Origin of the sequence: Naasia sp., from assembly GCF_025465545.1 — a bacterium.
Lineage (GTDB): Bacteria > Actinomycetota > Actinomycetes > Actinomycetales > Microbacteriaceae > Naasia.
The window spans coordinates 12,535-37,313 of record NZ_JAODMK010000017.1 but is presented as its reverse complement, the minus strand read 5'-3'; the positions used below and the strand labels follow the sequence as shown (position 1 = coordinate 37,313).

Annotated in this window: 24 protein-coding genes; 11 read left to right on the top strand and 13 right to left on the bottom strand. The window is 71.9% G+C overall.

From position 1 onward, the window contains the following. Position 1: 1 nt before the first annotated feature. Positions 2 to 697 carry an MtrAB system response regulator MtrA gene (mtrA, locus tag JWR33_RS05745; RefSeq protein ID WP_297410189.1) on the bottom strand — a complete coding sequence of 232 codons (696 nt, stop codon included), beginning with the start codon at positions 695 to 697 and terminating at the stop codon, positions 2 to 4. 127 nt (positions 698 to 824) lie between these two features. On the opposite strand from mtrA, the gene JWR33_RS05740 reads away from it, so the two are divergent. From JWR33_RS05740 to JWR33_RS05720, 5 genes are all read left to right on the top strand, one after another. Then, a complete protein-coding gene (locus JWR33_RS05740; RefSeq protein WP_297410188.1) occupies positions 825 to 1,976 on the top strand; it encodes a hypothetical protein in 1,152 nt (383 codons plus the stop codon). Then, positions 1,973 to 2,623 (top strand): DUF4129 domain-containing protein, encoded by a 651-nt coding sequence (locus tag JWR33_RS05735; protein WP_297410187.1) that lies wholly within the window; start codon positions 1,973 to 1,975, stop codon positions 2,621 to 2,623. Before JWR33_RS05740 ends, JWR33_RS05735 begins: the two co-directional genes overlap by 4 nt. After that, complete coding sequence (locus JWR33_RS05730; protein WP_297410186.1) at positions 2,620 to 3,906, top strand: DUF4350 domain-containing protein; 1,287 nt, start codon at positions 2,620 to 2,622, stop codon at positions 3,904 to 3,906. The genes JWR33_RS05735 and JWR33_RS05730 overlap by 4 nt, the downstream gene beginning before the upstream one ends. Beyond that, complete coding sequence (locus JWR33_RS05725; RefSeq protein WP_297410185.1) at positions 3,903 to 4,850, top strand: MoxR family ATPase; 948 nt, start codon at positions 3,903 to 3,905, stop codon at positions 4,848 to 4,850. The genes JWR33_RS05730 and JWR33_RS05725 overlap by 4 nt, the downstream gene beginning before the upstream one ends. A gap of 90 nt (positions 4,851 to 4,940) precedes the next feature. After that, positions 4,941 to 6,266, top strand: coding sequence for a DUF58 domain-containing protein (locus tag JWR33_RS05720; protein ID WP_297410183.1), 1,326 nt, complete (start codon positions 4,941 to 4,943; stop codon positions 6,264 to 6,266). Positions 6,267 to 6,307: 41 nt separating this feature from the next. On the opposite strand, the gene JWR33_RS05715 is transcribed toward JWR33_RS05720, so the two are convergent. Genes JWR33_RS05715 through JWR33_RS05700 form a run of 4 tightly spaced genes read right to left on the bottom strand, consistent with a single transcriptional unit; the run spans position 6,308 to position 9,462 of the window. Next, positions 6,308 to 7,033, bottom strand: coding sequence for an ABC transporter permease (locus JWR33_RS05715; RefSeq protein WP_297410181.1), 726 nt, complete (start codon positions 7,031 to 7,033; stop codon positions 6,308 to 6,310). Further along, positions 7,030 to 7,770 carry an ABC transporter ATP-binding protein gene (locus JWR33_RS05710; RefSeq protein ID WP_297410179.1) on the bottom strand — a complete coding sequence of 247 codons (741 nt, stop codon included), beginning with the start codon at positions 7,768 to 7,770 and terminating at the stop codon, positions 7,030 to 7,032. Before JWR33_RS05710 ends, JWR33_RS05715 begins: the two co-directional genes overlap by 4 nt. 8 nt (positions 7,771 to 7,778) lie before the next feature. After that, positions 7,779 to 8,423 carry a TetR family transcriptional regulator gene (locus JWR33_RS05705; RefSeq protein ID WP_297410177.1) on the bottom strand — a complete coding sequence of 215 codons (645 nt, stop codon included), beginning with the start codon at positions 8,421 to 8,423 and terminating at the stop codon, positions 7,779 to 7,781. 43 nt (positions 8,424 to 8,466) lie between these two features. Further along, the gene (locus JWR33_RS05700; protein ID WP_297410175.1) at positions 8,467 to 9,462 is read right to left on the bottom strand and encodes a stage II sporulation protein M; all 996 of its coding nucleotides are present in this window, start codon (positions 9,460 to 9,462) and stop codon (positions 8,467 to 8,469) included. A gap of 15 nt (positions 9,463 to 9,477) precedes the next feature. Between JWR33_RS05700 and JWR33_RS05695 the strand changes: the two genes are divergently transcribed. The 4 genes from JWR33_RS05695 to JWR33_RS05680 all read left to right on the top strand — a co-directional run bounded on the left by JWR33_RS05695 (position 9,478) and on the right by JWR33_RS05680 (position 13,327). Beyond that, positions 9,478 to 10,323 carry an RDD family protein gene (locus tag JWR33_RS05695; protein ID WP_297410173.1) on the top strand — a complete coding sequence of 282 codons (846 nt, stop codon included), beginning with the start codon at positions 9,478 to 9,480 and terminating at the stop codon, positions 10,321 to 10,323. A gap of 74 nt (positions 10,324 to 10,397) precedes the next feature. Then, positions 10,398 to 10,823, top strand: a complete 426-nt coding sequence (locus tag JWR33_RS05690; RefSeq protein WP_297410171.1) for a MarR family transcriptional regulator — start codon at positions 10,398 to 10,400, stop codon at positions 10,821 to 10,823. After that, entirely contained in the window at positions 10,820 to 12,166 is a 1,347-nt protein-coding gene (locus JWR33_RS05685; RefSeq protein ID WP_297410169.1) for an MFS transporter, read from the top strand. The genes JWR33_RS05690 and JWR33_RS05685 overlap by 4 nt, the downstream gene beginning before the upstream one ends. A gap of 162 nt (positions 12,167 to 12,328) precedes the next feature. After that, positions 12,329 to 13,327, top strand: a complete 999-nt coding sequence (locus tag JWR33_RS05680; protein ID WP_297410168.1) for a glycosyltransferase — start codon at positions 12,329 to 12,331, stop codon at positions 13,325 to 13,327. 64 nt (positions 13,328 to 13,391) lie between these two features. Here JWR33_RS05680 and ahcY read toward each other — a convergent pair whose 3' ends face one another. Together ahcY and JWR33_RS05670 are read right to left on the bottom strand one after the other, a co-directional pair. Then, positions 13,392 to 14,891: an adenosylhomocysteinase gene (gene ahcY / locus JWR33_RS05675; protein WP_297410166.1), complete on the bottom strand. Its 1,500-nt coding sequence runs from the start codon at positions 14,889 to 14,891 to the stop codon at positions 13,392 to 13,394. Positions 14,892 to 14,995: 104 nt separating this feature from the next. Then, positions 14,996 to 15,208: a DUF3499 domain-containing protein gene (locus tag JWR33_RS05670; RefSeq protein WP_297410164.1), complete on the bottom strand. Its 213-nt coding sequence runs from the start codon at positions 15,206 to 15,208 to the stop codon at positions 14,996 to 14,998. 46 nt (positions 15,209 to 15,254) lie between these two features. On the opposite strand from JWR33_RS05670, the gene JWR33_RS05665 reads away from it, so the two are divergent. Next, on the top strand, positions 15,255 to 15,695 hold the full coding sequence (locus tag JWR33_RS05665) for a metallopeptidase family protein (protein ID WP_297410162.1): 441 nt from the start codon (positions 15,255 to 15,257) through the stop codon (positions 15,693 to 15,695). Between the two features lie 176 nt (positions 15,696 to 15,871). Here JWR33_RS05665 and JWR33_RS05660 read toward each other — a convergent pair whose 3' ends face one another. The 5 genes from JWR33_RS05660 to JWR33_RS05640 all read right to left on the bottom strand — a co-directional run bounded on the left by JWR33_RS05660 (position 15,872) and on the right by JWR33_RS05640 (position 22,265). Next, complete coding sequence (locus tag JWR33_RS05660; protein WP_297410161.1) at positions 15,872 to 17,404, bottom strand: DUF5719 family protein; 1,533 nt, start codon at positions 17,402 to 17,404, stop codon at positions 15,872 to 15,874. After that, positions 17,394 to 20,390: a glycosyltransferase gene (locus JWR33_RS05655; protein WP_297410160.1), complete on the bottom strand. Its 2,997-nt coding sequence runs from the start codon at positions 20,388 to 20,390 to the stop codon at positions 17,394 to 17,396. The genes JWR33_RS05660 and JWR33_RS05655 overlap by 11 nt, the downstream gene beginning before the upstream one ends. A gap of 140 nt (positions 20,391 to 20,530) precedes the next feature. Beyond that, complete coding sequence (locus JWR33_RS05650) at positions 20,531 to 20,863, bottom strand: WhiB family transcriptional regulator (protein ID WP_297410159.1); 333 nt, start codon at positions 20,861 to 20,863, stop codon at positions 20,531 to 20,533. A gap of 260 nt (positions 20,864 to 21,123) precedes the next feature. Further along, complete coding sequence (gene galE / locus JWR33_RS05645; RefSeq protein ID WP_297410157.1) at positions 21,124 to 22,089, bottom strand: UDP-glucose 4-epimerase GalE; 966 nt, start codon at positions 22,087 to 22,089, stop codon at positions 21,124 to 21,126. Between the two features lie 32 nt (positions 22,090 to 22,121). Further along, the gene (locus JWR33_RS05640; protein ID WP_297410156.1) at positions 22,122 to 22,265 is read right to left on the bottom strand and encodes a hypothetical protein; all 144 of its coding nucleotides are present in this window, start codon (positions 22,263 to 22,265) and stop codon (positions 22,122 to 22,124) included. 91 nt (positions 22,266 to 22,356) lie between these two features. On the opposite strand from JWR33_RS05640, the gene JWR33_RS05635 reads away from it, so the two are divergent. Next, on the top strand, positions 22,357 to 23,328 hold the full coding sequence (locus tag JWR33_RS05635) for a helix-turn-helix domain-containing protein (protein WP_297410155.1): 972 nt from the start codon (positions 22,357 to 22,359) through the stop codon (positions 23,326 to 23,328). Positions 23,329 to 23,409: 81 nt separating this feature from the next. Here JWR33_RS05635 and manA read toward each other — a convergent pair whose 3' ends face one another. Beyond that, positions 23,410 to 24,669: a mannose-6-phosphate isomerase, class I gene (gene manA, locus JWR33_RS05630; protein WP_297410154.1), complete on the bottom strand. Its 1,260-nt coding sequence runs from the start codon at positions 24,667 to 24,669 to the stop codon at positions 23,410 to 23,412. Positions 24,670 to 24,779 lie beyond the last annotated feature (110 nt).

Below are 24,779 nucleotides of genomic sequence, written 5' to 3'. Positions count from 1 at the left end.
GTCAGGTGGAGGCGCCGGCGCGGTAGCCGACCCCGCGCACGGTCATGACGATCCGCGGGTTCTCGGGGTCCTCCTCGACCTTGGCGCGGAGTCGCTGCACGTGCACGTTCACGAGCCGGGTGTCCGCCTTGTAGTGGTAGCCCCACACCTGCTCGAGGAGCATCTCGCGGGTGAACACCTGCTGCGGCTTGCTGGCGAGGGTGAGCAGGAGGTCGAACTCGAGAGGAGTGAGGTTGATCCGCTGCCCGCCGCGGCGCACCTCGTGCCCGGCCGCATCGACCAGGAGGTCGCCCACCTGCAGCAGGCCGTTCGCGGACGCGCTGGGGCGGAGCCGGGCGCGGATCCGCGCGACGAGCTCCTTGGGGTTGAACGGCTTCACCACATAGTCGTCAGCGCCCGACTCGAGTCCCTTGACCACGTCGGAGGTGTCCGACTTCGCGGTGAGCATGATGATCGGGGTTCCGGACTCCGCCCGGATCTGGGCGCACACCTGGATGCCATCGAGCGTGGGCAGCATCAGGTCGAGCAGCACGAGGTCGGGACGGTGCTCCCGGAAGGCCGCGAGCGCCTCTCCCCCGTCGGCGCAGAAGCTCGGCGAGAGGCCTTCCGAGCGCAGCACGATGCCGATCATCTCGGCCAGCGCCGCATCGTCGTCGACGACGAGGATGCGCGGGCTGCCGGTGCCGTGGTCGCTCATGGTGCCCACAGTGTACGTCCGGCGGTAGAACGGCCGACATGAGGGCACGCGCACCTCGAAATCGGGCGTCGACGGCGTGCACGGGCGCCTGCGGTCGCGGCGAGGCGGCCTGTGCCACGATGGACGCGTGACCGATCCGGGCAGCTCCGACTGGCAGTCCCCCGGCGGTCCAGCAGGCCGGCCCCGCTACGGCGAGTTCGCCGCCCCGCGCGCCGCGCCGGGCGCTGTGCCGCCCGTGGTGCCGCCGCCTTCGCCGTACGACGCGGTTCCCCCTCCTCCCGGCTGGACCCCTCCGCCGAAGCCGGGCATCGTGCCTCTGCGACCGATCGCCTTCGGCACCCTGCTCTCGGCGCCGTTCGCCATGCTCCGCCGCAGTCCGGGCATCGTCGGCCTCTCCTTCCTGATCCAGCTCGGCGTGCTCCTGCTGAGCGGCGGCGTGCTGGCCGGCATCTTCTTCGCGGGCTTCGCCCGCATCACCGACTGGAGCGACCCGGAGCAGGCTCCGCTCATCGCCGGCTCGATCGCCGGCAGCGTGATCGGCGGCATCGTGCTCCTCGCACTCAACTACGTGACGGCCGCGCTGCTCCAGGGCATCGTCGTGGCGGCGGTCGCGCGAGCCACGCTCGGCGAGCGGCCGACAGTGCGCGACGTGTGGCCGCAGGTCAAGGGCCGGATGCGGCCGCTCATCGCCTGGACGCTTCTGGCCGCGGCCGCCATCCTGGTCGCGCTCCTCGTCATCGCCGGCATCATCCTGCTCGGCGTCTCGCTCGGCCCCGTGGGCATCGCGATCGGAATCAGCGTGGGAGTGATCCTCGGGCTCGGCGCGATCGTGGCCGGCTTCTGGGTCTTCACCAAGCTCTGTGTCGTGCCGAGCGTGATCGTGCTGGAGCGGGCGGGCATCCGGAGTGCCGTGGTCCGCTCGTGGAGCCTCACCACCGGCTTCTTCTGGCGCACGCTCGGGGTGCAGCTGCTCGTGACGGTCATCCTGTCGATCGCGGCGCAGATCATCACGGCGCCGCTCTCGCTGCTCCAGGTCGTCGCCGTGCTCATCGACCCCAACGGCACCGGATCCGCGATCGTCGTCACGGTCGCCGTGCAGATCCTCACCGTGGTCCTCTCGATCTTCATCGGCGCGATCACCACCTTCCTGATGTCGACGCTCGTCGCCCTCATCTACCTCGACCTGCGGATGCGCAAGGAGGGCCTCGATCTGGTCCTGCAGCGGCACGTCGAGGGCGGGAACCCCTCCGCCGATCCGTTCGCTCCCGGGGCGGCGTGACGCCGCTGCTCGCGCTGGCACGGTCGGTGCCGGTCGAGCCGGACGGCCAGCAGGGCCGCGGCTGGCTGCTCGACGAGCTCGGCAAGAGCAGCTACCAGGCGGCGCGGCCGACCTGGTTCGACCTCGCCTCGCAGGCGTTCTTCGACTGGCTCGACACCCTCCTCGGCGACGCGAACGACGGGCAGGGCGCCGCGGCACTCGTCGTCGTGGTGCTGCTCCTCACCGCACTCCTCGTGGCGGCCTTCCTCGTGTTCGGCCGGCCTCGGCTCAATCGGCGCAGCAGGCTGACCAGCGCGGTGTTCGGTGAGGACGACGCCAGGACCGCCGACGAGATGCGTGCGGCGGCCGAGCGCGCCGCGACCGCTGGGGACTTCACCGCCGCCATCGCGGAGCTGTTCCGCGCGGTGGCGCGCGGACTCGCCGAGCGGACCCTCGTCGACGCCTATCCCGGCATGACGGCCCGCGGCTTCGCGCGCGCCGCGTCCGCGCCGTTCCCCGATTCCGCCGGGGCCCTCTCCGCTGCGGCGATCGACTTCGAGGACGTGCGCTACCTGGGCAGGGCGGGCACCGAGGAGCAGTACCGGCGGATGGCCGATCTGGACCGCACTCTGCGCGCCCGTCGGCCCGCACCGGTCGGCGCGCGATGAGCACCGCACCGTCGCCCGCACCGCCTGGGGGACCGGCACCCGCGGATCCGCGCTCGGGCGACGCTCCCGCCGTCACGCCGACCGTGCGCCGGCTCCTGCGCCGCACCCGGCTCTGGATCGCCGTTGTGGCGGCCGTCCTCGTCGTCGCGACCGTCTGGGCGCTGACCGTGAACGGCTCGCGGGGAACCGACGCCCTCGGTGCGGACAACCCGGGCCCGAGCGGCGGGATGGCCCTCGCCCAGGTGCTCAGCGGCCAGGGAGTCGACGTGATCACGGCGGCGTCCCTCGACGAGGTGCGCCAGGCTGCGACTGCGCCCGAGCAGACGACGATCCTGCTCTTCGACAGCGGCAGCCTGCTCAGTGCCGACCGGCTCGGCCGGCTCGGCGAACTCGCCGACCGCCTGGTGGTGATCGCGCCGAACATCGACGTGCTCGACGCCTACGCCCCCTCGGTGACCTTCTCGGGAGCGACCGACGCGGGCGCCCCCCTCTCCCCCGAGTGCTCCCTTCCCGCCGCCACCAGGGCGGGCGCGGTCACCCCGGGACGCAGCACCTTCCGGCCGGCGGAAGGCGGCGCGGCCGGCGCCCTCTTCTGCTACCCCGACGACTCGGGCTCGTTCCAGCTCGCCCGGACCGACAGCGGACGAACCGCGGTCACGCTGCTCGCCGATTCGGAGCCGTTCGACAACGAGCACATCGCGAGCGACGGCAACGCCGCCCTCGCGCTCAACCTCCTCGGCGAGCGCGAGCATCTCATCTGGTACCTGCCCACGTTCCTCGACCTCGCCGATGCGGGCGCCGGCGGGCAGCCGAGTCTCGCTCAGCTCACGCCCGAGTGGGTCACCCCCGTCCTCGTGCTGTTCCTCGCGGTCTTCCTCGCCGCAGCGCTGTGGCGTGGCCGCCGCCTCGGCCCCCTCGTCGTCGAGGACCTGCCCGTGATCGTGCGCTCCCGGGAGACGATGGAGGGCCGCGCCCGGCTGTACCAGCGCTCCTCGGCACGCCGGCGCGCCCTCGACGCCCTGCGCATCGGCTCGATCGGGCGGCTGGCCAGCACCCTCGGTCTCGCACGCACCGCGTCCGTGGAGGACGTGGTCCGCGCCTCGGCGGCGGCGACGGGCCGCCCCGCCGACGAGGTGCGCGAACTGCTCCTCGACGCGGACCCCGGCTCGGACGCCGCGCTCGTCGACCTCAGCGACCGCCTCCTCACGCTCGAAGCCGACGTGCGCACCGCCGTCGACCCCCGCAGCACCCATCCCCGCAGGCCCGAGAGAATGGACTCATGACCGACGAACTCCGCCAGAGAATGGCCGCCGTCCGCGCCGAGGTGGGCAAGGCCGTCGTCGGGCAGGACGGCGCGGTGACGGGACTGATCATCGCGCTGCTCGCCCGCGGCCACGTGCTGCTCGAGGGGGTCCCCGGCGTCGCCAAGACCCTGCTGGTGCGCACTCTCAGCCACACGCTGCAGCTCGACACGAAGCGGGTGCAGTTCACTCCGGACCTCATGCCGGGTGACGTGACCGGCTCGATGATCTACGAGGCCGGCGCGCTGACGTTCCGGGAGGGCCCGGTCTTCACCAACATCCTCCTCGCCGACGAGATCAACCGGACCCCGCCGAAGACCCAGTCCGCGCTGCTCGAGGCGATGGAGGAGCGTCAGGTGTCCGTCGACGGGCAGACCCGCCTGCTGCCCTCGCCCTTCCTCGTGGCCGCGACCCAGAACCCGATCGAGTACGAGGGCACCTACACGCTCCCCGAGGCCCAGCTCGACCGGTTCCTGCTCAAGCTCGTCCTCGACGTGCCGCCACGGGACATCGAGTTCGAGGTGCTCCGCCGGCACTCCGCCGGCTTCAACCCGCGCGACCTCGCCGGGGCGGGAGTGCGGGCCGTGCTCGGCCCCCAGGAGCTCGCGCTGGCGCAGGAGGAGGTGCGCCGGGTGGGCGCGTCCGAGGATGTGCTCGGCTACACGGTGGACATCGCGCGGGCCACCCGCAGCTCCCCCTCGGTCGCGCTCGGCGTGTCGCCCCGCGGGTCGACCGCCCTGCTGGCCGCCTCCAAGGCGTGGGCCTGGCTGCAGGGGTTCGACAGTGTCACGCCCGACCACGTGCAGGAGATGGTGCTCCCCGTGCTGCGGCACCGCATCAAGCTGCGCCCGGAGGCCGAGCTCGAGGGCGTCTCGGGCGACTCGATCCTGCGATCGATCCTCGCGCAGGTCCAGGTCCCCATCTGATGCACCCCGCGCGGACGCCGCGAGCCGGGACGCTCTGATGGCGGTCCTGCCTCTCTGCCGCGCCCGTGTGCCGCGCCCCGGGACGCTCTGATGGCGGTCACCGGGCGCTTCGTCCTGCTCGTGCTCCTCGGCATCGTTCCGGTGCTCGGGTTCAGCATCGCCTCCGACGCCGGGGGCTGGGCGCTGCTCGGCTGGCTGCTGCTCGTGTGCGGCATCGGGCTGCTGGACCTCGCCGCGGCCGCCTCCCCCCGGCACGTCGCCCTCGAGCGCGACCTGCCGGGCCGGGTGCGGCTCGGCGAGACCACGGCGGCCCGGCTCCTCGTCACCAACACGGGTCGGCGTCTGCTTCACGGTCTGGTCCGCGATGCGTGGCAGCCCTCGGCAGGCTCGGCGCGCAGCCGCGTGCCGATGACGATCCCGCCGGGCGAGCGCAGGGCCGCGGACTTCTCGCTCACCCCGCTGCGCCGCGGCGAGCGCCGCACCGAGCAGGTGACCATCCGCTCGCTCGGCCCGCTCGGGCTCTGGGCACGCCAGGCGACCCTCAGCTCCCCCGCCGCGATCCGCGTGCTTCCCCCCTTCACCTCGCGCCGGCACCTGCCCTCGCGCCTCGCTCGACTGCGGGAGCTCGACGGCCGCACCAGCGTGATGATCCGGGGTCAGGGCACCGAGTTCGACTCGCTGCGCGAGTACGTCCGGGGCGACGACGTGCGCTCCATCGACTGGCGCGCCACCGCGCGGCACGGCGGCGCCCGGGCCGGCCAGGAGGTGATGGTGCGCACCTGGCGTCCCGAACGGGACCGAAGGGTCGTTCTCGTCCTCGACTCCGGCCGCACCTCGGCGGCCCGCGTGGCCGACGAGCCCCGGCTCGACACGGCCTTCGAGGCCACCCTGCTGCTCGCGGCCCTCGCGACTCGGGCGGGCGACCGCGTCGACATGATCGCCTTCGACCGTCGCGTGCGTGCCCGGGTGCAGGGTGCGACCGGTGCCGACCTGCTCTCCCGCATGGTGGATGCCATGGCCCCGCTCGAGCCCGACCTGATCGAGACCGACTGGGCCGCGGTTCCGGCTCAGGTGCGCGGGATCACGTCGCAGCGCTCGCTCGTGGTGCTGCTCACCTCGATCGATGCGAGCGGGATGTCTCGGGGACTGCTGTCGGTGCTTCCGCAGCTCACCCGCTCGCACGTCGTCGTGGTCGCGTCCGTCACCGACCCCGAGGTGCTGGCCACCACGCGCGAGCGCGGCGATCGCGAGAGCGTCTACCGCGCCGCCGCCGCGGAGCGCGCCCTGCTCGACACCGGGCGGGTCGCCGCAGCGGTCCGGCGCCTCGGCGGCGACGTGGTCACGGGCGCGCCGGCCGACCTCCCGCCGGCCCTCGCCGACCGGTACCTCGCCCTCAAGGCGGCAGGCCGCCTCTGACCGCTCGCGTCCCGCTGCTGCTCGGATAGCCGAGGGGCGGGCTACGGCGTCCTGCGGCGGAGGGTCAGCGCGCCGAGGAGCACGGCGCCGAGCGCGAACGCCGCGACGATCAGGAGGTCGCCGCCGATGTCCTCGGTCCCGCGGGCGATCGCGTTGAGCGCGTCGATGGCGTGGGACAGGGGAAGCCAGTCCGAGATCGATCGGAGGACGTCGGGCAGCTGATCCCGGGGAAGGAACACTCCGCCGAGGAGCACCTGCGGGAACACGAGCGCCGGCATGAACTGCACGACCTGGAACTCGGTGCGGGCGAACGCGCTCGCCAGCAGCCCCAGCGTGGTCCCGAGGATGGCGTCGAGCACGGCCACGCCGAGGAGGAGCCAGAGGGAGCCCTCGACGTCGAGGCCGCAGACGTAGATCGCGAACCCCACGGCGACGCCGGCCTGCACGATGGCGGCCACGCCGAAGGCGAGCGCGTAGCCGAGGATGATGTCGAGTCGCCGGAGCGGCAGGGTCAGCAGCCGCTCGAGCGTTCCCGACCGCCGCTCACGCAGCGTCGAGATGCTCGTCACCAGGAACATCACGATGAACGGGAACAGGGCGAGCATCGCGGGCCCCACCTGGGCGAACACGGGCGTCGTGTCGAACAGCCAGGCCATCAGGCCGATGAGCAGGCTCGGCACCACGACGAGGAGGGCGATGGTGCGCGGATCGTGCAGGATCTGGCGCAGCACCCGGGCGGCGGTCGCCAGGGTGGCGGTGGGCTTCATGAGACCCCCCGGACATCGGTCGTCGCGCGCTCGATCAGGCGGAGGAAGGCATCCTCGGTGTCGACCCCGCCGGTGGACTCCAGGAGTCCGGCAGGGGTGTCGTCCGCGAGGATCTCGCCCTCACGCAGGAGCAGCAGCCGGTCGCATCGGGCCGCCTCGTCCATCACGTGGCTGGACACGAGCAGGGTGACTCCCCCGGCGGCGAGCGTGCGGAACAGCCGCCAGAGCTCGCCGCGCAGCACGGGGTCCAGCCCCACCGTGGGCTCGTCGAGCACGAGCAGCTCGGGGGAGCCGAGCAGGGCGCCGGCCAGCGAGACGCGGCTGCGCTGCCCGCCGGAGAGGGTCTCGACGAGGCTGTCGGCGACATCGCCGAGATCGGTGGCCTCGATCACCCGGTCCACCTCCGACCGGGCGACGCCGAGGATCGCCCGGAAGTAGGCGAGGTTCTGCCGGACCGTGAGGTCGTCGTAGACGCTGGTCCCCTGGGTCATGTAGGCGACGCGCGAGCGGAGGGCGGCCGAGCCGGCGGGCAGGCCGAGCACGTCCACGCGCCCGCTCTGGACGATCTGCACGCCGACGATCGCCCGCAGCAGCGTGCTCTTGCCCCCTCCGCTCGGGCCGAGCACCCCGACCACGGCACCGGGCGGCACGCGCAGGTCGATGCCATGCAGCACTTCGTGCTTGTCGCGGCGGACCCGGAGGTCCTCGATGAGGACCGCCGCCTGACTATTCACCATGCGATGAATTATTCGCGCGGTCGCTCTCCCGGGTCAAGAGGGTCGGGGAAGCCCAGCAGGTGCCACTGCAGCACGGGCCCCACCCGGGCGACCAGCTCCTCGACGGAGGCCTGGGCGAGTGGCTCCGCACGGATCCCGTAGCGCAGCACGACGAGGCCGACGAGCTGGGACGCGGTGAGCGTGGCCCGCAGCTCCCCGTCGGGCAGGTCGAGCTCCTCGGCCACCCGGTGGAGCACCTCGCGCACGAGGAACTGGCGCAGGAGCTCGGCGGCGAACTCGTGCCCGAGCGCGGTCCGCAGCAGCCCCAGCACGCCGGTCCGCGCGGCCGGGCGGTCGAGGCTGGCGAGCGCGGCCCGGAGGAGGTTCGCTCCGACATCCTCGCGGGGGCCGGCGAGTGCGGCGTGCACGAGTCGGTCCGGGCGGAAGGGCAGCCCCATGGACTGGGTGAACAGCTCCGCCTTGTCCTCGAAGTAGTGATGGACGAGCGCCGCGTCCACCCCGGCCGCGCGAGCGACGGACCGAAGACTGACCGCTTCGTAGCCGTGCCGCGAGAACTCCTGCGCTGCCGCGGTGAGGATGCGCCCACGGGTGTCGCCCGCCTCGGCGGCCTTGGGGCGCCCGCGCCGTCGGCGCGGCGCTTCGTCGGCGGACATAGCGGCGAGCCTAGCGACGGAGGATGCTGCGGCGCGTGCGGGGTCAGCCCGCGACGATGCGGCGAGCGCCGGCCTCGAACTCGCCGAGGTCGCCCGTCTCGCCCGCCCGTACCGCGCGGCCGCCGACGACGATCAGGTAGGCCAGGAACGCCGCGAGCGCGAGCGCGCCGATGCCGATCTTGACCGGCCACGGCCAGGGCTGCGGGGTGACGAAGCCCTCGAGGATGCCGGAGACGAGGAGCACGAAGACAAGCCCGATCGCCACCGTGAAGAGCGCCCGCCCATCCTCCGCCAGCGCCTGCCCTCGAGTGCGAGGGCCGGGGGCGATCCAGGACCAGAAGATCCGCAGCCCCGCCGCCGCGGCGACGAACACGGCGGTCAGCTCGAGCATGCCGTGCGGAAGGATGTACTGGAAGAACACGTCGCCCTTGTCGTAGGCGAACATGATCCCGCCCGTCACTCCCACGTTCTGAGCGTTGGACAGCACGATGTAGGGCACGAACACCCCGGCGATCCCGAACGCCACGCACTGGGCGGCGATCCAGGCGTTGTTGGTCCACACCTGGCCGGTGAACGACGCGGCCGGGTTGTCGCTGTAGTAGTTGACGAAGTCCTCGTTGACCAGCTGCTTCAGGTCGTCGTCGCTGCCGAAGCTGGCGAGCACCTGCGGATCGTTCACGACCCAGGTGCCGTAGAGCAGCGCGATGATCGCCGTGACGACCGCGACCGCGAGGGTGAGCCACCGGATGCGGTAGAGCGCCGCGGGCAGCTGCGCCGCGAAGAACAGGGGCACCTGGCGCAGCACGTTGGCGCCGGCGCCGGTGAAGCGCAGCCGCGCCCGGGAGAGGCCGACCGAGAGCCGGTCCCCCACCACGGTCGAGCCGGCGGTCGTCTTGATCGCCGACAGGTGGCTGGCGCCGGTCTGGTAGCGCTCGATCAGCTCGTCGGCCTCGGCGCCGGAGAGCCTCCCCTTGCGGGCGAGCTCGTCGAGGCGGTCCCACTCGTCGCGATGCGCTGCCGCGTACGCGTCGAGGTCCACGCCTACGATGATGGCATGGCCGATCCTGGAGCCGTCGCCGCATCGCGCGACGACGAGCTGGTCGTCGGCGAGGCCGTCGCGCTCGACGTCCGGCCGGCGAGCATGATCCTCCGGGCCGCCGGCGCCGCCATCGACATCGTCGCCGCGCTCGCGGTGATTCTCGGCGCCCTGCTCGCCCTCGGCTTCTTCTCGTCCGTCGTGCCGATCGATGACGCACTGGGCGCCGCGATCATCATCGCCATGCTGGTGCTCGTGCTCGTCGTGGTGCCGACCGCCGTGGAGACGGTCACGCACGGACGCTCGCTGGGCAAGCTCGCGATCGGCGCCCGCATCGTGCGGGACGACGGCGGCGCGATCGGATTCCGGCACGCCCTCATCCGCGCGCTCACGGGCGTGCTCGAGGTCTACTTCACCTTCGGCGGCCTCGCCGCCATCGTGTCGCTCGTCAACCCGCGAGCGAAGCGGCTCGGCGATCTGGTCGCCGGCACCTATTCGCAGCACGAGCGGGTCCCGATGATCGTCGAGCCGGTCTACGGGGTGCCCGAAGTGCTGGAACCCTGGTCCCGCACCGCGGACGTGGCACGCATGCCGGACCGGCTCGCGCGCCGCATCGCCGCCTTCCTCTCGCAGGCGACCCGGATGGCGCCCGCCGCCCGGCAGCGGCTCGCGGCGGGGCTCGCGGCGGAGGCGGCCGCATTCGTGTCTCCCCTGCCCGACGGCGCCGATCCGGAGTTCTTCCTCGCCGCGATCGCCGCGATCCGGCGCGACCGCGAACTGCGCGCCCACCGGCTGGAGCGCGAGCGGCTCGACTCCCTCGGCCCGGTGCTCTCGGGCCTCCCGCACGGGTTCCCGGACCGCTGACCGCGGGGTCCGCCGAACCCTGCCGAGTGCGGACCGAATCCTTAGCCGCGCTAATGAGCTAGACTAACGACGACATGGCGGACCCGCAGGACACCCCCGAGAACGAGCTCCGCCTGCTGCTCCAGAAGGTCGCCCGCCGCATCCGCTCGGAGCGCGGCGACGAGCACGTGACGGACAGCCAGATGGGCGTGCTCTGGCGCCTCGACCTGCTCGGCAGCTGCACTCCCGGCGAGCTCGCCACTTCCGAACGAGTGACCCCTCCCTCGATGAACCGCACCGTCAACGCTCTCGAGGAGGCCGGCTACGTCGCCCGCACCCCGTCGCCGGACGACGCGCGCAAGGTCCTCATCGCCCTCACCGACCGGGGGCGTGCCGTCACCGCGGAGACCCGGCGCCTCCGGGCCCGCTGGTTCAGCGCCGAGTTCGGCCGGCTCAGCTCGGAGGAGAGGGAGCGGCTCCTGTCGGTCACGGACATCCTCCGCAAGCTGGCCGAGTCGTGAGGGCCACCTTCCGCTCGCTCGGCCGGCGCAACTACCGGCTCTGGTTCTTCGGCGGGCTCATCTCCAACATCGGCGCCTGGATGCAGCGCACCGCGCAGGACTGGATCGTCCTCACCGAGCTCACCCATCAGGACGCCTTCGCGGTGGGGGTGACCATGGCCCTTCAGTTCGGTCCCCTGCTGGTGCTCGGGCCGTTCGCCGGGGTGCTCGTCGACCGCTTCGACGGTCGGCGGCTGATGGCGATCACGCAGGGCGCGCAGGCGCTGCTCGCCCTCGGCCTGGGCGTGCTCACGCTGTCCGGCTCGGCCCAGCTGTGGATGGTCTACGCCTTCGCGCTCGCACTCGGCGTCGTCACCGCGGTGGACAACCCGGTTCGCCAGACGTTCGTGGCGGAGCTGGTGCCTGCCAAGGATCTGCCCAACGCGGTGGCCCTCAACGCCGCGTCGTTCAACGGCGCCCGGCTGATCGGTCCCGCAGCGGCCGGGATCGCGGTCGCGGCCTTCGGGCCCGGCTGGGTGTTCCTCCTCAACGCCGCGACGTTCGCCGCCGTGCTTGTGGCGCTCGCCCTGCTCCGGACCGGCGAGCTGCGGCCCCTCGAGCGGCCGGCGCGCGGCCGCGGCGGGATGCTCGAAGGCCTGCGATACGTGCGCGGCCGCCCCGACGTGCTCGTGCTGCTCACCATGGTCTTCCTCGTCGGCACCTTCGGGCTCAACTTCCCGATCTTCACGAGCACCATGGCGCGCATCGAGTTCCATCAGGGCGCCGGCGAGTTCGGCCTGCTCTCCTCGATCCTCGCGATCGGCTCACTGACCGGCGCACTCGGCGCCGCCAACCGCAACCGGCCTCGGCTGCGCGTCATCGTGGTCGCCGCCGGCGGCTTCGGGCTGGCCTGCACCGCCGCCGCCCTGATGCCCTCGTACTGGACGTTCGCGGGGACCCTCGTGGTCGTGGGCGCCTGTTCGATGGTGATGACGACGAGCGCGAACGCGTACGTGCAGACCACCACCCCCGCCCCGCTGCGCGGCCGCGTGATGTCCCTCTACATGGCGATCTTCGCCGGGACCACGCTGATCGGCGCGCCGATCGTCGGCTGGGTGGCGAGTGCCTTCGGGCCCCGCTGGAGCCTCGGCGTCGCCGCGGCGTCAGGCATCCTGGCGATGCTCGTCGGCGCGACCTGGTTCGCGGTCCGCCACAGCGTCCGGATGAGCTGGCACCCGCGGTCCCGCTGGCCGCTCGGCCTCACGATGGCCGACGCGGACGGCATTCCGGGCGCTCCCGCTGCCCGGTCGCGCGCGGAGCTGCAGACCACGCTGGCGAGCGCGGAGTCGGTCGGCCCGCGCTGAGCGCCGCTTGCGTGCTGCTTCATCTCCACAGGATCGGGAAGAGGACGGCCCACCGCCATCGCAACGCGGCGAGGGCTGGCCACTGCCTGGCCCGCTGCACCCCATCGCTAGACTGGCGCCCCAGCCGCACACCCTGCGTGAACGCGACCCCGAGGACCCGCCATGGACGACCCTGAAGTGACGATCTCCGTCGCGCTCGCCTTCTACAACTCGCGTCCGTACCTGAGGGAGCAACTCGACTCGATCCTCGCGCAGACCCGGCCACCGGATCAGATCGTCGTGGGGGATGACGGGTCGAGCGACGGTGGCATGGATGACGTGCTCGCCGCAAAGCTCCGGGCGGAAGAGCTGGGGCTGGCGATCGAGTGGACGATCCTCGAGCCCACCCGGGTCGGGCTTCAGCCGAACAAGGTGCGCATCTGCGACGCGGCGACAGGAGATGTCATCGTCTTCTGTGACAGCGACGACGTGTGCCTGCCCGACCGCTTCGAGCGCGTCGCCGAACTTTTCGCTTCCGACCCTCAGCTGCTGTTCCTGCACACGGACGCGGAGATCATCGGGGCAGAAGGAGAGCTGCGCTCACGGTCCATGATGACGACGCAGTCGTTCACCCCGCAGGAGCGAGCACACTACGCTGCGGGCGAGTCCTTCCGGGTGCTCATCCGCCGGTTCGTTGCCCATGGGGCGATGACATCCATGCGGCGATCGCTGTTCGAATCCGCGCCCCCTCTGCCGCCCACTTGGCATCTCGACGCCTGGTATGCGTTGCTCGCAGCGGCGACCGGTCACCTCGCCTTCGACGACAGACCCTCCATCAAGTACCGGATGCACGGTTCCAACAGCTCGGGCGGTGTGCGCCGACGCGGTCGCGGCGAGAAGCTGACGATGCTGATGCGACCGGGCGGCGCGCGGAACGAGAAGCTGCTCGTTCAGGCCCGGTCGCTGATGGCGGGAATCGACGCGATGGGAGACCGCGTCATCCCATGGGCCAGAGACCTGGCAGCGGCGAACCTCAAGCACGAAGAGGCGCGATCGCGCTTCCCGAAGAATCGGGTGCTGCGTGCACCTTTCGTGCTCCGGGAAGCAACGACTGGTGCCTATGCGCGCCTCGCTCGTGGTCGCAAGGACGTGCTTCTCGACCTGCTCCAGCCGACGGACTGACGCTCGCAACACCGGTGGTCGAGGTGCAGCCGACCCCGACACGAAAACCGCACTCCGGAGGACCTCAGTACCGGTAGTGGTCCACCTTGTAGGGACCCTCGACCGGGACGCCGAGGTAGGCGGCCTGCTCCGGCTTCAGCTCGGTGAGCTCAACACCGAGGGCGTCGAGGTGCAGCCGGGCCACCTTCTCGTCGAGCCGCTTCGGCAGCACATAGACGCCGATCGGATAGTTCTCCGGCGAGCCGAACAGCTCCAGCTGGGCCAGCACCTGGTTGCTGAACGAGTTGCTCATCACGAACGACGGGTGTCCGGTGGCGTTGCCGAGGTTCATCAGCCGCCCCTCCGACAGCACGAGCACGCTCCGGCCGGTGGGCAGGCGCCACTCGTGCACCTGCGGCTTGATGTCGATGCGCTCCGCCTGGCCGGAGGCTGCGAGGCTTTCGAGGCCGGCCATGTCGATCTCGTTGTCGAAGTGGCCGACGTTCGCGATCACGGCGAGGTGCTTGAGCCCGAGGATGTGGTCGAGGGTCACGACCCCCGTGTTGCCGGTCGCGGTGATGAGGATGTCCACCTGGTCGATCACGCTCTCCAGCCGAGCGACCTGGTAGCCGTCCATCGCCGCCTGCAGGGCGTTGATCGGGTCGACCTCACTGACGATGACGCGAGCGCCCTGGCCACGGAGGGCCTCGGCCGCCCCCTTGCCCACGTCGCCGTAGCCGGCGACGAACACGACCTTGCCGCCGACGAGCACGTCGGTTGCCCGATTCAGCCCATCCGGAAGCGAGTGCCGGATGCCGTACTTGTTGTCGAACTTGCTCTTGGTGACCGAGTCGTTCACGTTGATCGCAGGGAAGAGCAGCAGGCCGTCGCGCGCGAGCTCGTAGAGGCGGTGCACGCCCGTGGTGGTCTCCTCGGTGACGCCACGGAGATCGGCGGCGACCCGGGTCCAGCGCTGCGGGTCCTTCTCCAGGGAGCGGCGGAGCAGGTCGAGGATCACGTGGTACTCGGCACTGTCGCCCTCCGCGGCGTCGGGGACGCGGCCCTCGTGCTCGAACTGCGCGCCGCGGTGCACCAGCAGGGTGGCGTCCCCGCCGTCGTCCAGGATCATGTTCGGGCCGGTCCAGGACTCCCCGGCCGCTGCCGCTTCCGACGTCCAGTCGAAGATCAGGTCGGCGCACTCCCAGTACTCGGAAAGGCTCTCGCCCTTCCACGCGAACACGGGCACCCCTGCCGGCTCACGGACGGTTCCGTTGGCCCCGACCACGATGGCGGCGGCCGCCTCGTCCTGGGTGGAGAAGATGTTGCAGCTCGCCCAGCGCACCTGGGCGCCGAGCGCGACGAGGGTCTCGATGAGCACCGCGGTCTGCACCGTCATGTGCAGCGATCCGGCGATGCGGGCGCCGGCGAGCGGCTGCGACTCGGCGAACTCCGCACGAAGCGACATGAGCCCCGGCATCTCGTTCTCGGCGAGGCGGATCTGATGCCGTCCCGCTTCGGCGAGGCCGATGTCGGCGACCCGATACTGCAGTCCGGGCGCGGTGGTCTCCGCGGGCGCGATACTCATCCGCCCATTCTCCCACCTCCCAGGTGCCCGTTGCGGCGGGAAGTGACCGCTATAGGGGTCACTTCCCGCCGCAACGGGCACCTGGCGGCGCGGATAGCGCAGTCTCAGAGGTCGTGCTCGAGGGAGACGTGGCGCAGGATCTGCCAGCCCTGCGGCGCCGAGAGGCGCTCCGCGTGCCGCTCGCACAGGTCGTAGCTGTGCGGCTCCGCCTTCTGGCTGAGCGGGCCGAGCACGGCCATCGAGTCCGCATAGACATACGTCAGCGTCGCCACCGCCTCGTCCTGGCAGCCCGTTCGCGAACACGGCCTCTTGCTCATCCCGGTTCAGGATAGTCCGGCGCCCGAGCGCGAGTACCATGACGACATGCCTCGCTCACGTCCGGGGGCGAGTCGCGCACGCGCCCCCCGAGCCCGTGGACGCGACCGCCACGGCCGCGGTCTGCGCTCGTCCGTGACGGGTCCGCACCTGCCCATCCTCCGCGGCCGCATCGACGTCTTCGAGACGACGGTGGCGGACACCGCCGAGTATCTGCGCGGCCTGTGGCCGGAGCTGGAGATGGTCAGCTTCGAGGTCGCCGGGCTCCCCCGGGCGATCACCGGGCCGGCGGTCGACCGCTGGAACGTGATGCATCGCGAGAACCGCATCATCCTCTACCGGCTGCCGATCGAGCGGATGTCCAAGCTGCACGTCAACGACGAGGCGCACCTGCGGATGGTCATCGAGGGCTGCGTGCTCCGCGCCGTCGGCGAGCTCCTCGGCAAGGACCCCTGGGACCTGGCGCCCGACCGCTTTCGGCATCACTGAGCCACCGGTTCGAACCGGGCGGTCCCTCACCTCCGGACTGTCCCTCAGCAGGCAGAAGCGTCTTCGGCAGGCGAAATCAGGCCCGCAGGCGGCGCGTCGGTGAATTCTGCCTGCCGAGGGAGAGGGCGGCTGGAGAGGGCGGCGGGAGAGACGGCGCTCAGCACGCCACTCGAGCGTCAGCGGTAGACGGTGATGGGCGCGGCGAGCGGGCTCGCCGCCCGAACCGGGTGCGACGCCAGCGCTCCGGCGCCCGCATAGGACACCGACGCCTCGACCGGCGCGGACGGCTCGAGCAGGTAGACCTTCTCCTTGCCGAGCTTCACCTGAACGCTCTCCCCGGCGGCGAGCTCCAGGGTCTGCTCGTCCCCATTGCCGGTGAGCTTCACGGCCGCGGGGCTGTCACCGGAGTTGGTGAGAGAGAGGCGCGGGGAGGCAGCCCTCGCGGTCACGAAGACCGCCGGATCGGCCAGGGGGCCGGCGGCCGCGAACCAGGCGAGGTCGATGCGCTCCCCGGTCTGTGCGCTGGAGTCGGTCGTCGAGGGGCCGACGACGTCGAAGCCGATGCCGTCGCTGGTCGCCGCGGGGGTCTCCCCGAACACGACGTCCGCCGTGGTGTCCGCGGCGGGTGGCGCCACGGTGGAGGCTCGCGCCGAGGCGACCACCGGTGCGGTCGACGAGAGGGAGATGGAGTAGTAGCCGTCGGCGAGCGGTCCGAGCGGCACGTCGAGGACCTGCCCGGCATGCGCGTCGACCTTGAGCGAGGTGCCCTCGGCACCATCCGCGCCGGTCACGCCGATGGTCACGCTGGCGTTCGCGTCGGGCGCGAGGAGACGCAGGACCGTCTCGACGTCCTGGGACCCGCCGACCTGCGCGCGCGCCTCGGCTGCGTCGGACGTGGTGATCCGCACTCCCGGGATGATCTGCTCGAGCGCGGGTTCGGTGGTGCGACCGACGAGGTCGATGCCGCCCGGCTCGAGGCCGCGCACGATGCTCTGCTGCAGCGATGCCGAGATGATGCCGCCACGGCTCGTCACCGACACCGCGAGCTGCGCCTGACCCGGCGCGAAGCCGGCGACGGACAGGATCCGCTGCGCACGGGCGGGCACGACGATGTCGCTGAGTCCCGGCGCCAGGACGGGTCCATCCGCCGTGTACAGACGGAGGTCGACCACGGCGGGGACCCGCGTCGGGTTGGCCAGCAGCAGCATGGTGGAGCGGCCTGTGTCGGTCGCCCCCGCGACCAGCCAGCTGAGCGCCGCCCCCTCGGTGCATTCCGCGGCCGCGAGTCCCGCGGCGTCCGATGTGGCCGCCACCTGAGCCTGACTGACGCCGAGCAGCGTCGACGGGGACTCCGCGGCGGGCGCCGTGACCACCGAGGACGTGCCGCCGTCGTCCGAGGTCACGTCGGTGTCCTTCAGCCCGGTGACCTTCGCGCCCTTCTTCTCGATCGTTCCGCCGGACAGCCGCGGCTTGCCGAAGGAGCCGACCTCGGTCGCCTGCTGCCCCAGCTCGTCGCCGAGGCGCACCAGGGGGCCGGCGCACACCCGCTCCTGCTGTGCCGCGGTCGGAGACACCGGGACCCCGGACGCGCCGTTGGCCGAATCGGGCGGAGGCAGAAGGGCGGCTCCGAGCACGAGGACGGTGGCGGTGCCGGCGGTGAGGAGCCCCGTGGCGATCCGACCGGTGATGCGGAGCAGATCACTCGCCATGTCGTGCACCTCCTGGGGTCGCGACGGCGGCATGGGCGCCCGTGGATGGACGGGATGATGCGGCGAGGCTGCCGGCCGGCGCCACGGCGCGGGTGCCGCGCACGCCGGAGCCGCGGCGGGCCTCGCGCTCCGGCCGGACGCTCTCGGCGAGCCCGGCGGTGGGCAGCGCGAGCAGGAGCGTGAGGATGAGGACGAGCAGCTGAACGCCGAGGACGCCGAGGCCGAACGGGGTCCCCAGGTTGTCGGGGCCGGCAGGCGCGGCCGTCGGCAGACCGGCGTCGAGGCCGGTGTACCGCCACAGGGTCCCGTGCGCCGTGCGCGTGACGGGGGCGAACAGCGGGTTGCCGTCGAGCGCGGCGGTGACCCGGTCGTGAACCGCCCGACTCTCACGTGTCGCGGGCGTGAGCAGCACGAAGCCGATGCGCTGCGCCTCGAGGGCGGGCACCGGGTTGTAGCCGCCTCGCGAGGCGAGGTTGCCGGCGAGCACCGCGAGCGAGTCGCCGAGGGCGACGTCGGCGGGCGCAGCGTTGAAGAGGGTGCTCTGATCGTCGAGCTTGGCGCCCGTTCCGCGCTCGATTCCCGCCGTGAGGCCGTTCCCGTGCTCGCCGGACAGCACCAGCGTTCCGAGAGTCGGATCGGAGGCGGCCTGGGCCGCGACAAGGGCGGGAACGGTCCGCTCCGCGCCGGGAACCGCGTGCGATCCGCCGAGCGCCGCGCTCACCAGCAGGGGCGCGGCGGCGGCGACCACCCCGACGGCCACGACTGCTCCGAGAGCGCCGCGGAGGACCCGGGCGAGCGCGAGCTCCCCGGCCGAGAGACCGAACACGACAGCGGCGAGCAGTCCGAGCCAGAGCAGGCTGAGCCCGGGACCCGGCCAGGGCCCGACGGCATCCGCGCCGACGCTGGCCACCGGCAGCCGAGCGGCGAGGACCGCGGTCGCGAACCCGAGGGCTGCGACGACCAGCGCGGCCACCGCCTTGGGCGCTCCGCGCAGGAAGGGCGCAGCCAGTGCGAGAACGAGCAGCGGGGCGGCGAGCACGATCGCGAGGGCCAGACCCGCGGCCGGGGAGAGTCCGGAGCCCACTGCCGACGCGGACCAGGCGGCCGCCGTGGCCTCGGGCAGGCCGGCGAGGAAGGCGAGAGTCTGCCCGAGCGGCGGCGCGGCCAGGCCCTCACCGGCTGTGCCGGCCTGTGAGAGCAGGATCCCGGGGTCCGCCAGCACGCCCAGCGGGGTGCCCTGCACGAGATGCTGCAGGGCGAGGGGAAGGAAGAGCACCGCCGCGGGCAGCGGCAGCGGCACGAGCCGGTGCCAGCCGCGTCCCCTCCGGCCGGCCGCGGCGAGCGAGATGGTGACGATCAGCCAGAGCGCGAGCAGGGCGGGCCAGAGCGACGGTGCCGACGCGAGGACCGCCGCGCCGAGGAGGCCGGCCGCGGCGGAGGCCTCCCACGATCGGCGTGCGGTCGTGAGGGCGAAGAACAGCCACGGCAGCAGCAGGTGCGCGACGATCGCCCCCAGCCGGCCCTGGTCGAGCGCGAACAGGAAGGACGGGGCGAGCGTCCAGCCGACGGCGGCGACCACCCGGAGCCACGGGCTGGCGGTGAGCCGGGCCGCGGCGAACCAGCCGGCCAGGGCGGCGAGCGGCAGCGCGAGCAGGTAGAGGACGACGATGCTCGCCGACGGGGACCAGAAGGTCAGCGAGCCGAGCAGCGCGAGCACCCAGACGAACGGATCCGCCGCCCCGGCGAAGCCGGCACCGAGCGCGCGCCAGCCGAAGCCCACCTGGCTCCACAGCGTGCCGATGTCGTTGAGGGGAAGGAGCGCGGGTGCGGCGACGGCGGGAGCGCCGAAGAGGGGAAGGTGAACGAGGAGGCCGACCACGCCGGCCACGAGCACGACTGCTGCGCCACCGGAGGCCACGAAGCGGATCTCGTGCCGCCCCGCCCGCCGCGCCGAGGATGTCTCCTCCCGGGCGAGGCTCCGTCGACGCCGGATCTCCGCCCAGGGCAGTCGCAGCTGGGCGAGCGCGGACCAGCTCAGCTTGCGGGTCTGGGCGAGGCGACGACGTGACGCGACGACGCGGCCGGGGTGGCCGAAGGCGACCGCGAAGGCGGCGGCGAACTCCCCCACGACGCTGCCCGGCTGCTTCCGCAGCAGCTGACCCAGGGCGCGGAGCACGGCGAGCGGCAGCAGCGAGAGCCAGTGCAGCGGCAGGGCGAGGGCGGGCGCATAGACGAGACGGCGATGCAGCTGGGCGGTCCGCGTCAGGCGCTCCCGCTTGGCACGCGAGGTCCGCGGGCCGATCACCGCGGTGCCGGGAGCCCGCCTGCCCGCGGAGAGCACCCGAGCGTCGGGCACGAGGCTCACCCGATGCCCGGCGAGGCGCGCCCGGATGCAGAAGTCGAGGGCGTCGTCCATGGCCGGCAGTCCCCGGTCGAATCCGCCGAGCTGCTCCCACAGCCGGTGACGCACCAGCATCCCGGCCGAGGAGACCGCGGTCACGTCGCTCTCGCGGTCGTACTGGGCCTGATCGAGGAGCGGCTCGGCCAACTCCACCGAGGTGCCGAGCGGCGTCAGCGTCTCGCCGTAGGAATAGAGGTACTGCGGGTCCGCCCACTGCATGAGCTTCGGCCCGGCGACCGCCACGGAGGGCGAGATCTCCACGGCAGCGAGCATCGCGGCCAGGGCGCCGGCCTCGGGAGCGTTGTCCGCCGAGAGGAGCCACAGCCACTGGTCGTCGGAGCTGGCGGGGGCGAGGGAGCGCACGGCCAGCGTGATCGCCTCCCCGAAGGTGGAGGACGGCGGGCCGGCCAGGTGCTGCACCGGGAAGCCGACGGCGGGAAGCTCGGTCACGCGCTGCCGGGAGCCGATGTCCACGACGACGAGCCGGTCGGGCGTCCTGGTCTGTGCCGCCAGAGCCTCGAGGGTGCGGTCCAGATAGACGCCCCCGTCATGCGTGACGAGGAGAACTGTCACTGTGGGCCGCACGCCTCCACGGTATTCGGCCTTGCCCGTCCGGGCGCCTCGACACCCCGGGGAGCTCACCCTGCACAGACGACTGGGGCGCCCCGAAGGACGCCCCAGTGAGCCGAGCTGCCGTTCCTACCCGAACGGCGGTCGGCGAGTGCTCAGACCGCTTCCTTGCGGAGCTTGCGGCGCTCGCGCTCACTGAGGCCGCCCCAGATGCCGAAGCGCTCGTCGTTCTGGAGCGCGTACTCGAGGCACTGGTTCTTGACCTCGCACGTGGTGCAGATCTTCTTGGCCTCGCGGGTCGAGCCGCCCTTCTCGGGGAAGAAGGCCTCAGGGTCGGTCTGGCCGCAGAGCGCGTCACCCTGCCAGGCGAGCGCCTCATCCGGGATGGGGGCGGTGTCGATGTTCCTGCGAACACCGGGAACGCCGAGGCGTACCGGATCGACGAACCAGTCCTCCGGAACACCCGGCCTGATCTGCGTGATGGCCATGTCAAGTCTCCCCATGTGCACCGTTGAGCTGGGTTGCTCGGTGTGTGCGTCTGGAGTAATTACAGCGGTGTCATTACCCGTTCGTCAAGCGGCAAACCATAGGCCTTCAACCAGCGCTGGAGACTTGCGACGCGCCGGTAACAGCTCCGAAACACAGGTGCAAATCGACTGGTTGCCAGGCGTGTCACAGCGGCAAGTCAGGCCAGCCTCAGCCGGGCCCCAGAAAGTGCGCAATGCGAAAGTGAATCGGCGGTTTCGTGTCAACTCGCCGCGCCGCGGCGGGCGATCCAGGCGCTCGAGACCATGTCGCGCAGGGAGTGGCGCATCCGCCATTCGAGGTCGCGACTCGCTGTTTTTCCTGACGCGACGATGCGGGCGGGATCACCCGGTCGGCGTGTCGCGATCTCCGGCCGGAAGTCGATGCCGGTGGCCGCGGCAACCGCATCCATGATCTGACGCACCGAGACGCCCTCGCCGCTGCCGAGGTTGTAGACGCGCTCCAGCGGGTCGCCCGCCTCGAGCCGGCGGGCGGCGGCAACGTGGGCGGCAGCGAGGTCGCTCACATGGATGTAGTCGCGAACGCAGGTGCCGTCGGGAGTGGCGTAGTCGTCCCCGTAGATCCGCGGCGTGTGGCCCGCGAGCAGCGCCTCGAAGACGAGGGGGAAGAGATTGTGCGGACTCGCGTCGTAGAGGTCCGGATAGCCGGAGCCGACCACGTTGAAGTAGCGCAGCGAGGTGTGGTGCAGCTCGGTGGCGCGCGCCTGATCCCGCAGCAGCCACTCCCCGATCAGCTTGGACTCGCCGTAGGGCGACTCGGGCAGCGTGGGGGTCTCCTCGGTGACGAGGTCGGTGTCCGGGGTGCCGAACACCGCCGCGCTGGAGGAGAACACGATGTTGCGCACGCCCGCGTCCTGCATCGCGCGCAGGAGAGTGGCCGTTCCCGTCACGTTCTGCTCGTAGGTGTGCAGCGGCTTCTGCACGGAGACACCCGCGTACTTGAAGCCCGCGAGGTGCACGACTCCGGTGACGCCGTGCTCCGGCAGGACCGAGCTGAGGAGGGCCTCGTCGAGGATCGACCCCTCGACGAACGGCACGTCGGGCCCCACGAAGGCACGGATGCCGCTCGAGAGGTCGTCGAGGACGACGGAGGCGATCCCCGCCTCGGAGAATGCCCGCACCACGTGCGAGCCGATGTAGCCGGCGCCGCCGGTGACCAGCCATGCCATGCGGTCAGCCTATCGACGCTCCCGGCTGGGGGTCAGAGCGCCCCCCGACGGTCGAAGCTCAGCGGATGGCTGCTGGGCGGGTCGCAGCAGCGTCGGTAGCCGTCGCCGGAAAGAGCGGCGAGGGTGGCCGCCGCGGCCGCGATCGCGAGGGCGAGGAGGAAGAGGAGAAGGAGCATGGCAGAAACGCTACGGATTGCCTATTACGGCCACGAGTGGCAGGATCGCCAATGCTCACCCAATTACTGCCAGTCGCGAGAAGAGAAGCCGATGCTCAAGAAGGTCGTGGTGATCGCGCTGCCCGGGATGGCGCATTTCGAGTTCGGCACGCTCTGCGAGGTGTTCGGCATCGATCGCAGCGACATGGGCGGTCCCGCTTTCGACTTCCACGTCGTCGCGGCCGATCCCGGTCCCATCCCGATGAAGCACGGCCTCAGCCTCAGCGTGAACGAGGACCTGTCCCCCGCCGCCGACGCCGACCTGATCGCGATCCCGGCCTACCTCTGGAACGGGTTCGACGAGCGCGTTCTGCAGGTGGTGCGCGACGCCGCGGCCCGGGGCGCGTGGGTGCTCAGTGTCTGCAGCGGCGCATTCGTGCTCGCCGAGGCCGGAATCCTCGACGGCAGGAGGGCCACCACGCACTGGATGTACACGGACCAGCTCGCGAGCCGGTATCCGCTGATCGACGTGGATCCCGACGTGCTCTTCGTGGAGTCCGGCAACATCGTGACCGGGGCCGGCACCGCAGCGGGCATCGACGCCGCGCTGCACATCGTGCGCAAGGAGCTGGGGGCCGCTGCCACGAACGTGATCGCGCGGCGCATGGTCGTCCCGCCTCAGCGTGACGGCGGGCAGGCTCAGTACATCGACTCCCCGGTGCCGGAGTGCCGGTCCGACTCGTTCGCCGAAGTCATCGACTGGATGCTGGGGCACCTGCAGGAGGACCTCACCATCGAGCAGCTGTCCCGCAAGGCGCTGATGTCCACGCGCACGTTCGCGCGCCGCTTCCGGGCGGAGACAGGCACGACGCCCGCCGCCTGGCTCAACCGGCAGCGGATCATCCGGGCGCAGCAGCAGCTCGAGGAGAGCGACCTGGGGCTCGAGCAGATCGCGCAGCAGACCGGATTCGGCTCCGCCGCGGTGATGCGGCACCACTTCGTGAAGGTGCTGCAGACCAGCCCCCTCGCCTACCGCCGCACCTTCGGCGCCCAGGAGCGCTCCGCCGAGCGTCAGTCCGCCTAGCCCCACGCTCGCCCAACTGCCCAGTTCTGTCGCAATTCGAGGCCATTTCGCGACAGAACTGGGCAGGTCGGCGGACCGTTCCTAGGCGTTCGGGCCCGCGACGAACAGCACTGCGGATCCGGTGAACGTGAGCTCCTCCTCATCGGGGGTGACGTACACCGACTCGCCCCGGCCGAGCGACGTCGCGGAGGTCCGTCCCACGATCTCCGCCGCCCCCTCCAGACAGATCGCGATCGACGGACCGGACAGCGGCAGGATCGCCGACTCCTCCCCCGTCAGCCGATAGCCGTGCCGCGCACCGGAGGCGCCGACCGTCACGCGGGCGAGCTGAAAGTCGGGCACGTCCGGCCGGAACACCTCGACGCCGGGACCGAACTCCTCCGCACGCAGCAGCGGGGCCGGCACCGGCTCGAAGAGCACGACCCGCTGCAGCTCCTCCCTGTCCACGTGCTTGGATGTGATGCCGCCGCGGAGCACGTTGTCGGAGGCCGCCATGATCTCGACGGCAAGCCCCCGCAGGTACGCGTGGATGTTGCCTGAAGGCAGATAGAGCGCCTGCCCCTGCGCGAGGCTGACCCGGTTGAGCAGCAGCGCGACGAGGATGCCAGGGTCACCGGGATGTCGCCTGCCCAGCTCCGCGATCGTCTCGAGCTCGCGGCCGTAGCTCGTCGCATTCAGGCCCCGCTCGGCGAGCCGGCAGACCACCTCGATGAGCGCCGCCGCCGCAGCAGAGCCGCCGAGCGCGAAGTCCACCGCCCGGCGAAGCGCCGCGTCGCCCGGACCGGTCAGCAGCTCGTCGAACCCCTGAAGGGCCGCCACGTCGCCGTCCTCGCCGCTCCCCCGGGCCAGGGCGACCAGCTCCGCGATCAGCAGCCGGGTGAAGGACACATCGCGGAAACCGGCGAGCGCCTCGAAGGTCGCACTCAAGGCCAGCGCCAGCTCCGGCTTGTGCCGGTCGTCCTTGTAGAGGCGGGAGTCGGCGTGGACCGGGACACCCGCGTCGTTCTCGCGCGCGAAGCCCTCCCTCGCCTGCTCGGGCGACGGATGCGCCTGGATCGACAGCGGCTGATCGGCCGCGAGGATCTTGAGCAGGAAAGGCAGGGTGTCGGAGGTGCGCCGCTCCCCCAGAGTGCGGCTCGGATCGGCGGCGATCCACGCGGCGAGGTCGGCGTGCCCACCGACGAGTTCCGGCTGCACGATCCGGCTCGGGGCGAGGGGGTGAGCACCCAGCCACAGCTCGGCCTCCGGCTTCCCCGACGGCGCCCGTCCGAGCAGCTCGGCGATGGCGCTCGGAGATCCCCACGCGTAGTCCCGGGGCGTGTTGGTGATGCCCACAAACATGGTTCGCTCCTCGCTGACCGGCTTGGACCAAACTACCAACGGCTTTGGCGGCCTCTTCCGCCGCAACTAGCCTCAGTCCGGCTTTCACCGCGCCCGCCTCTCGACTGCAA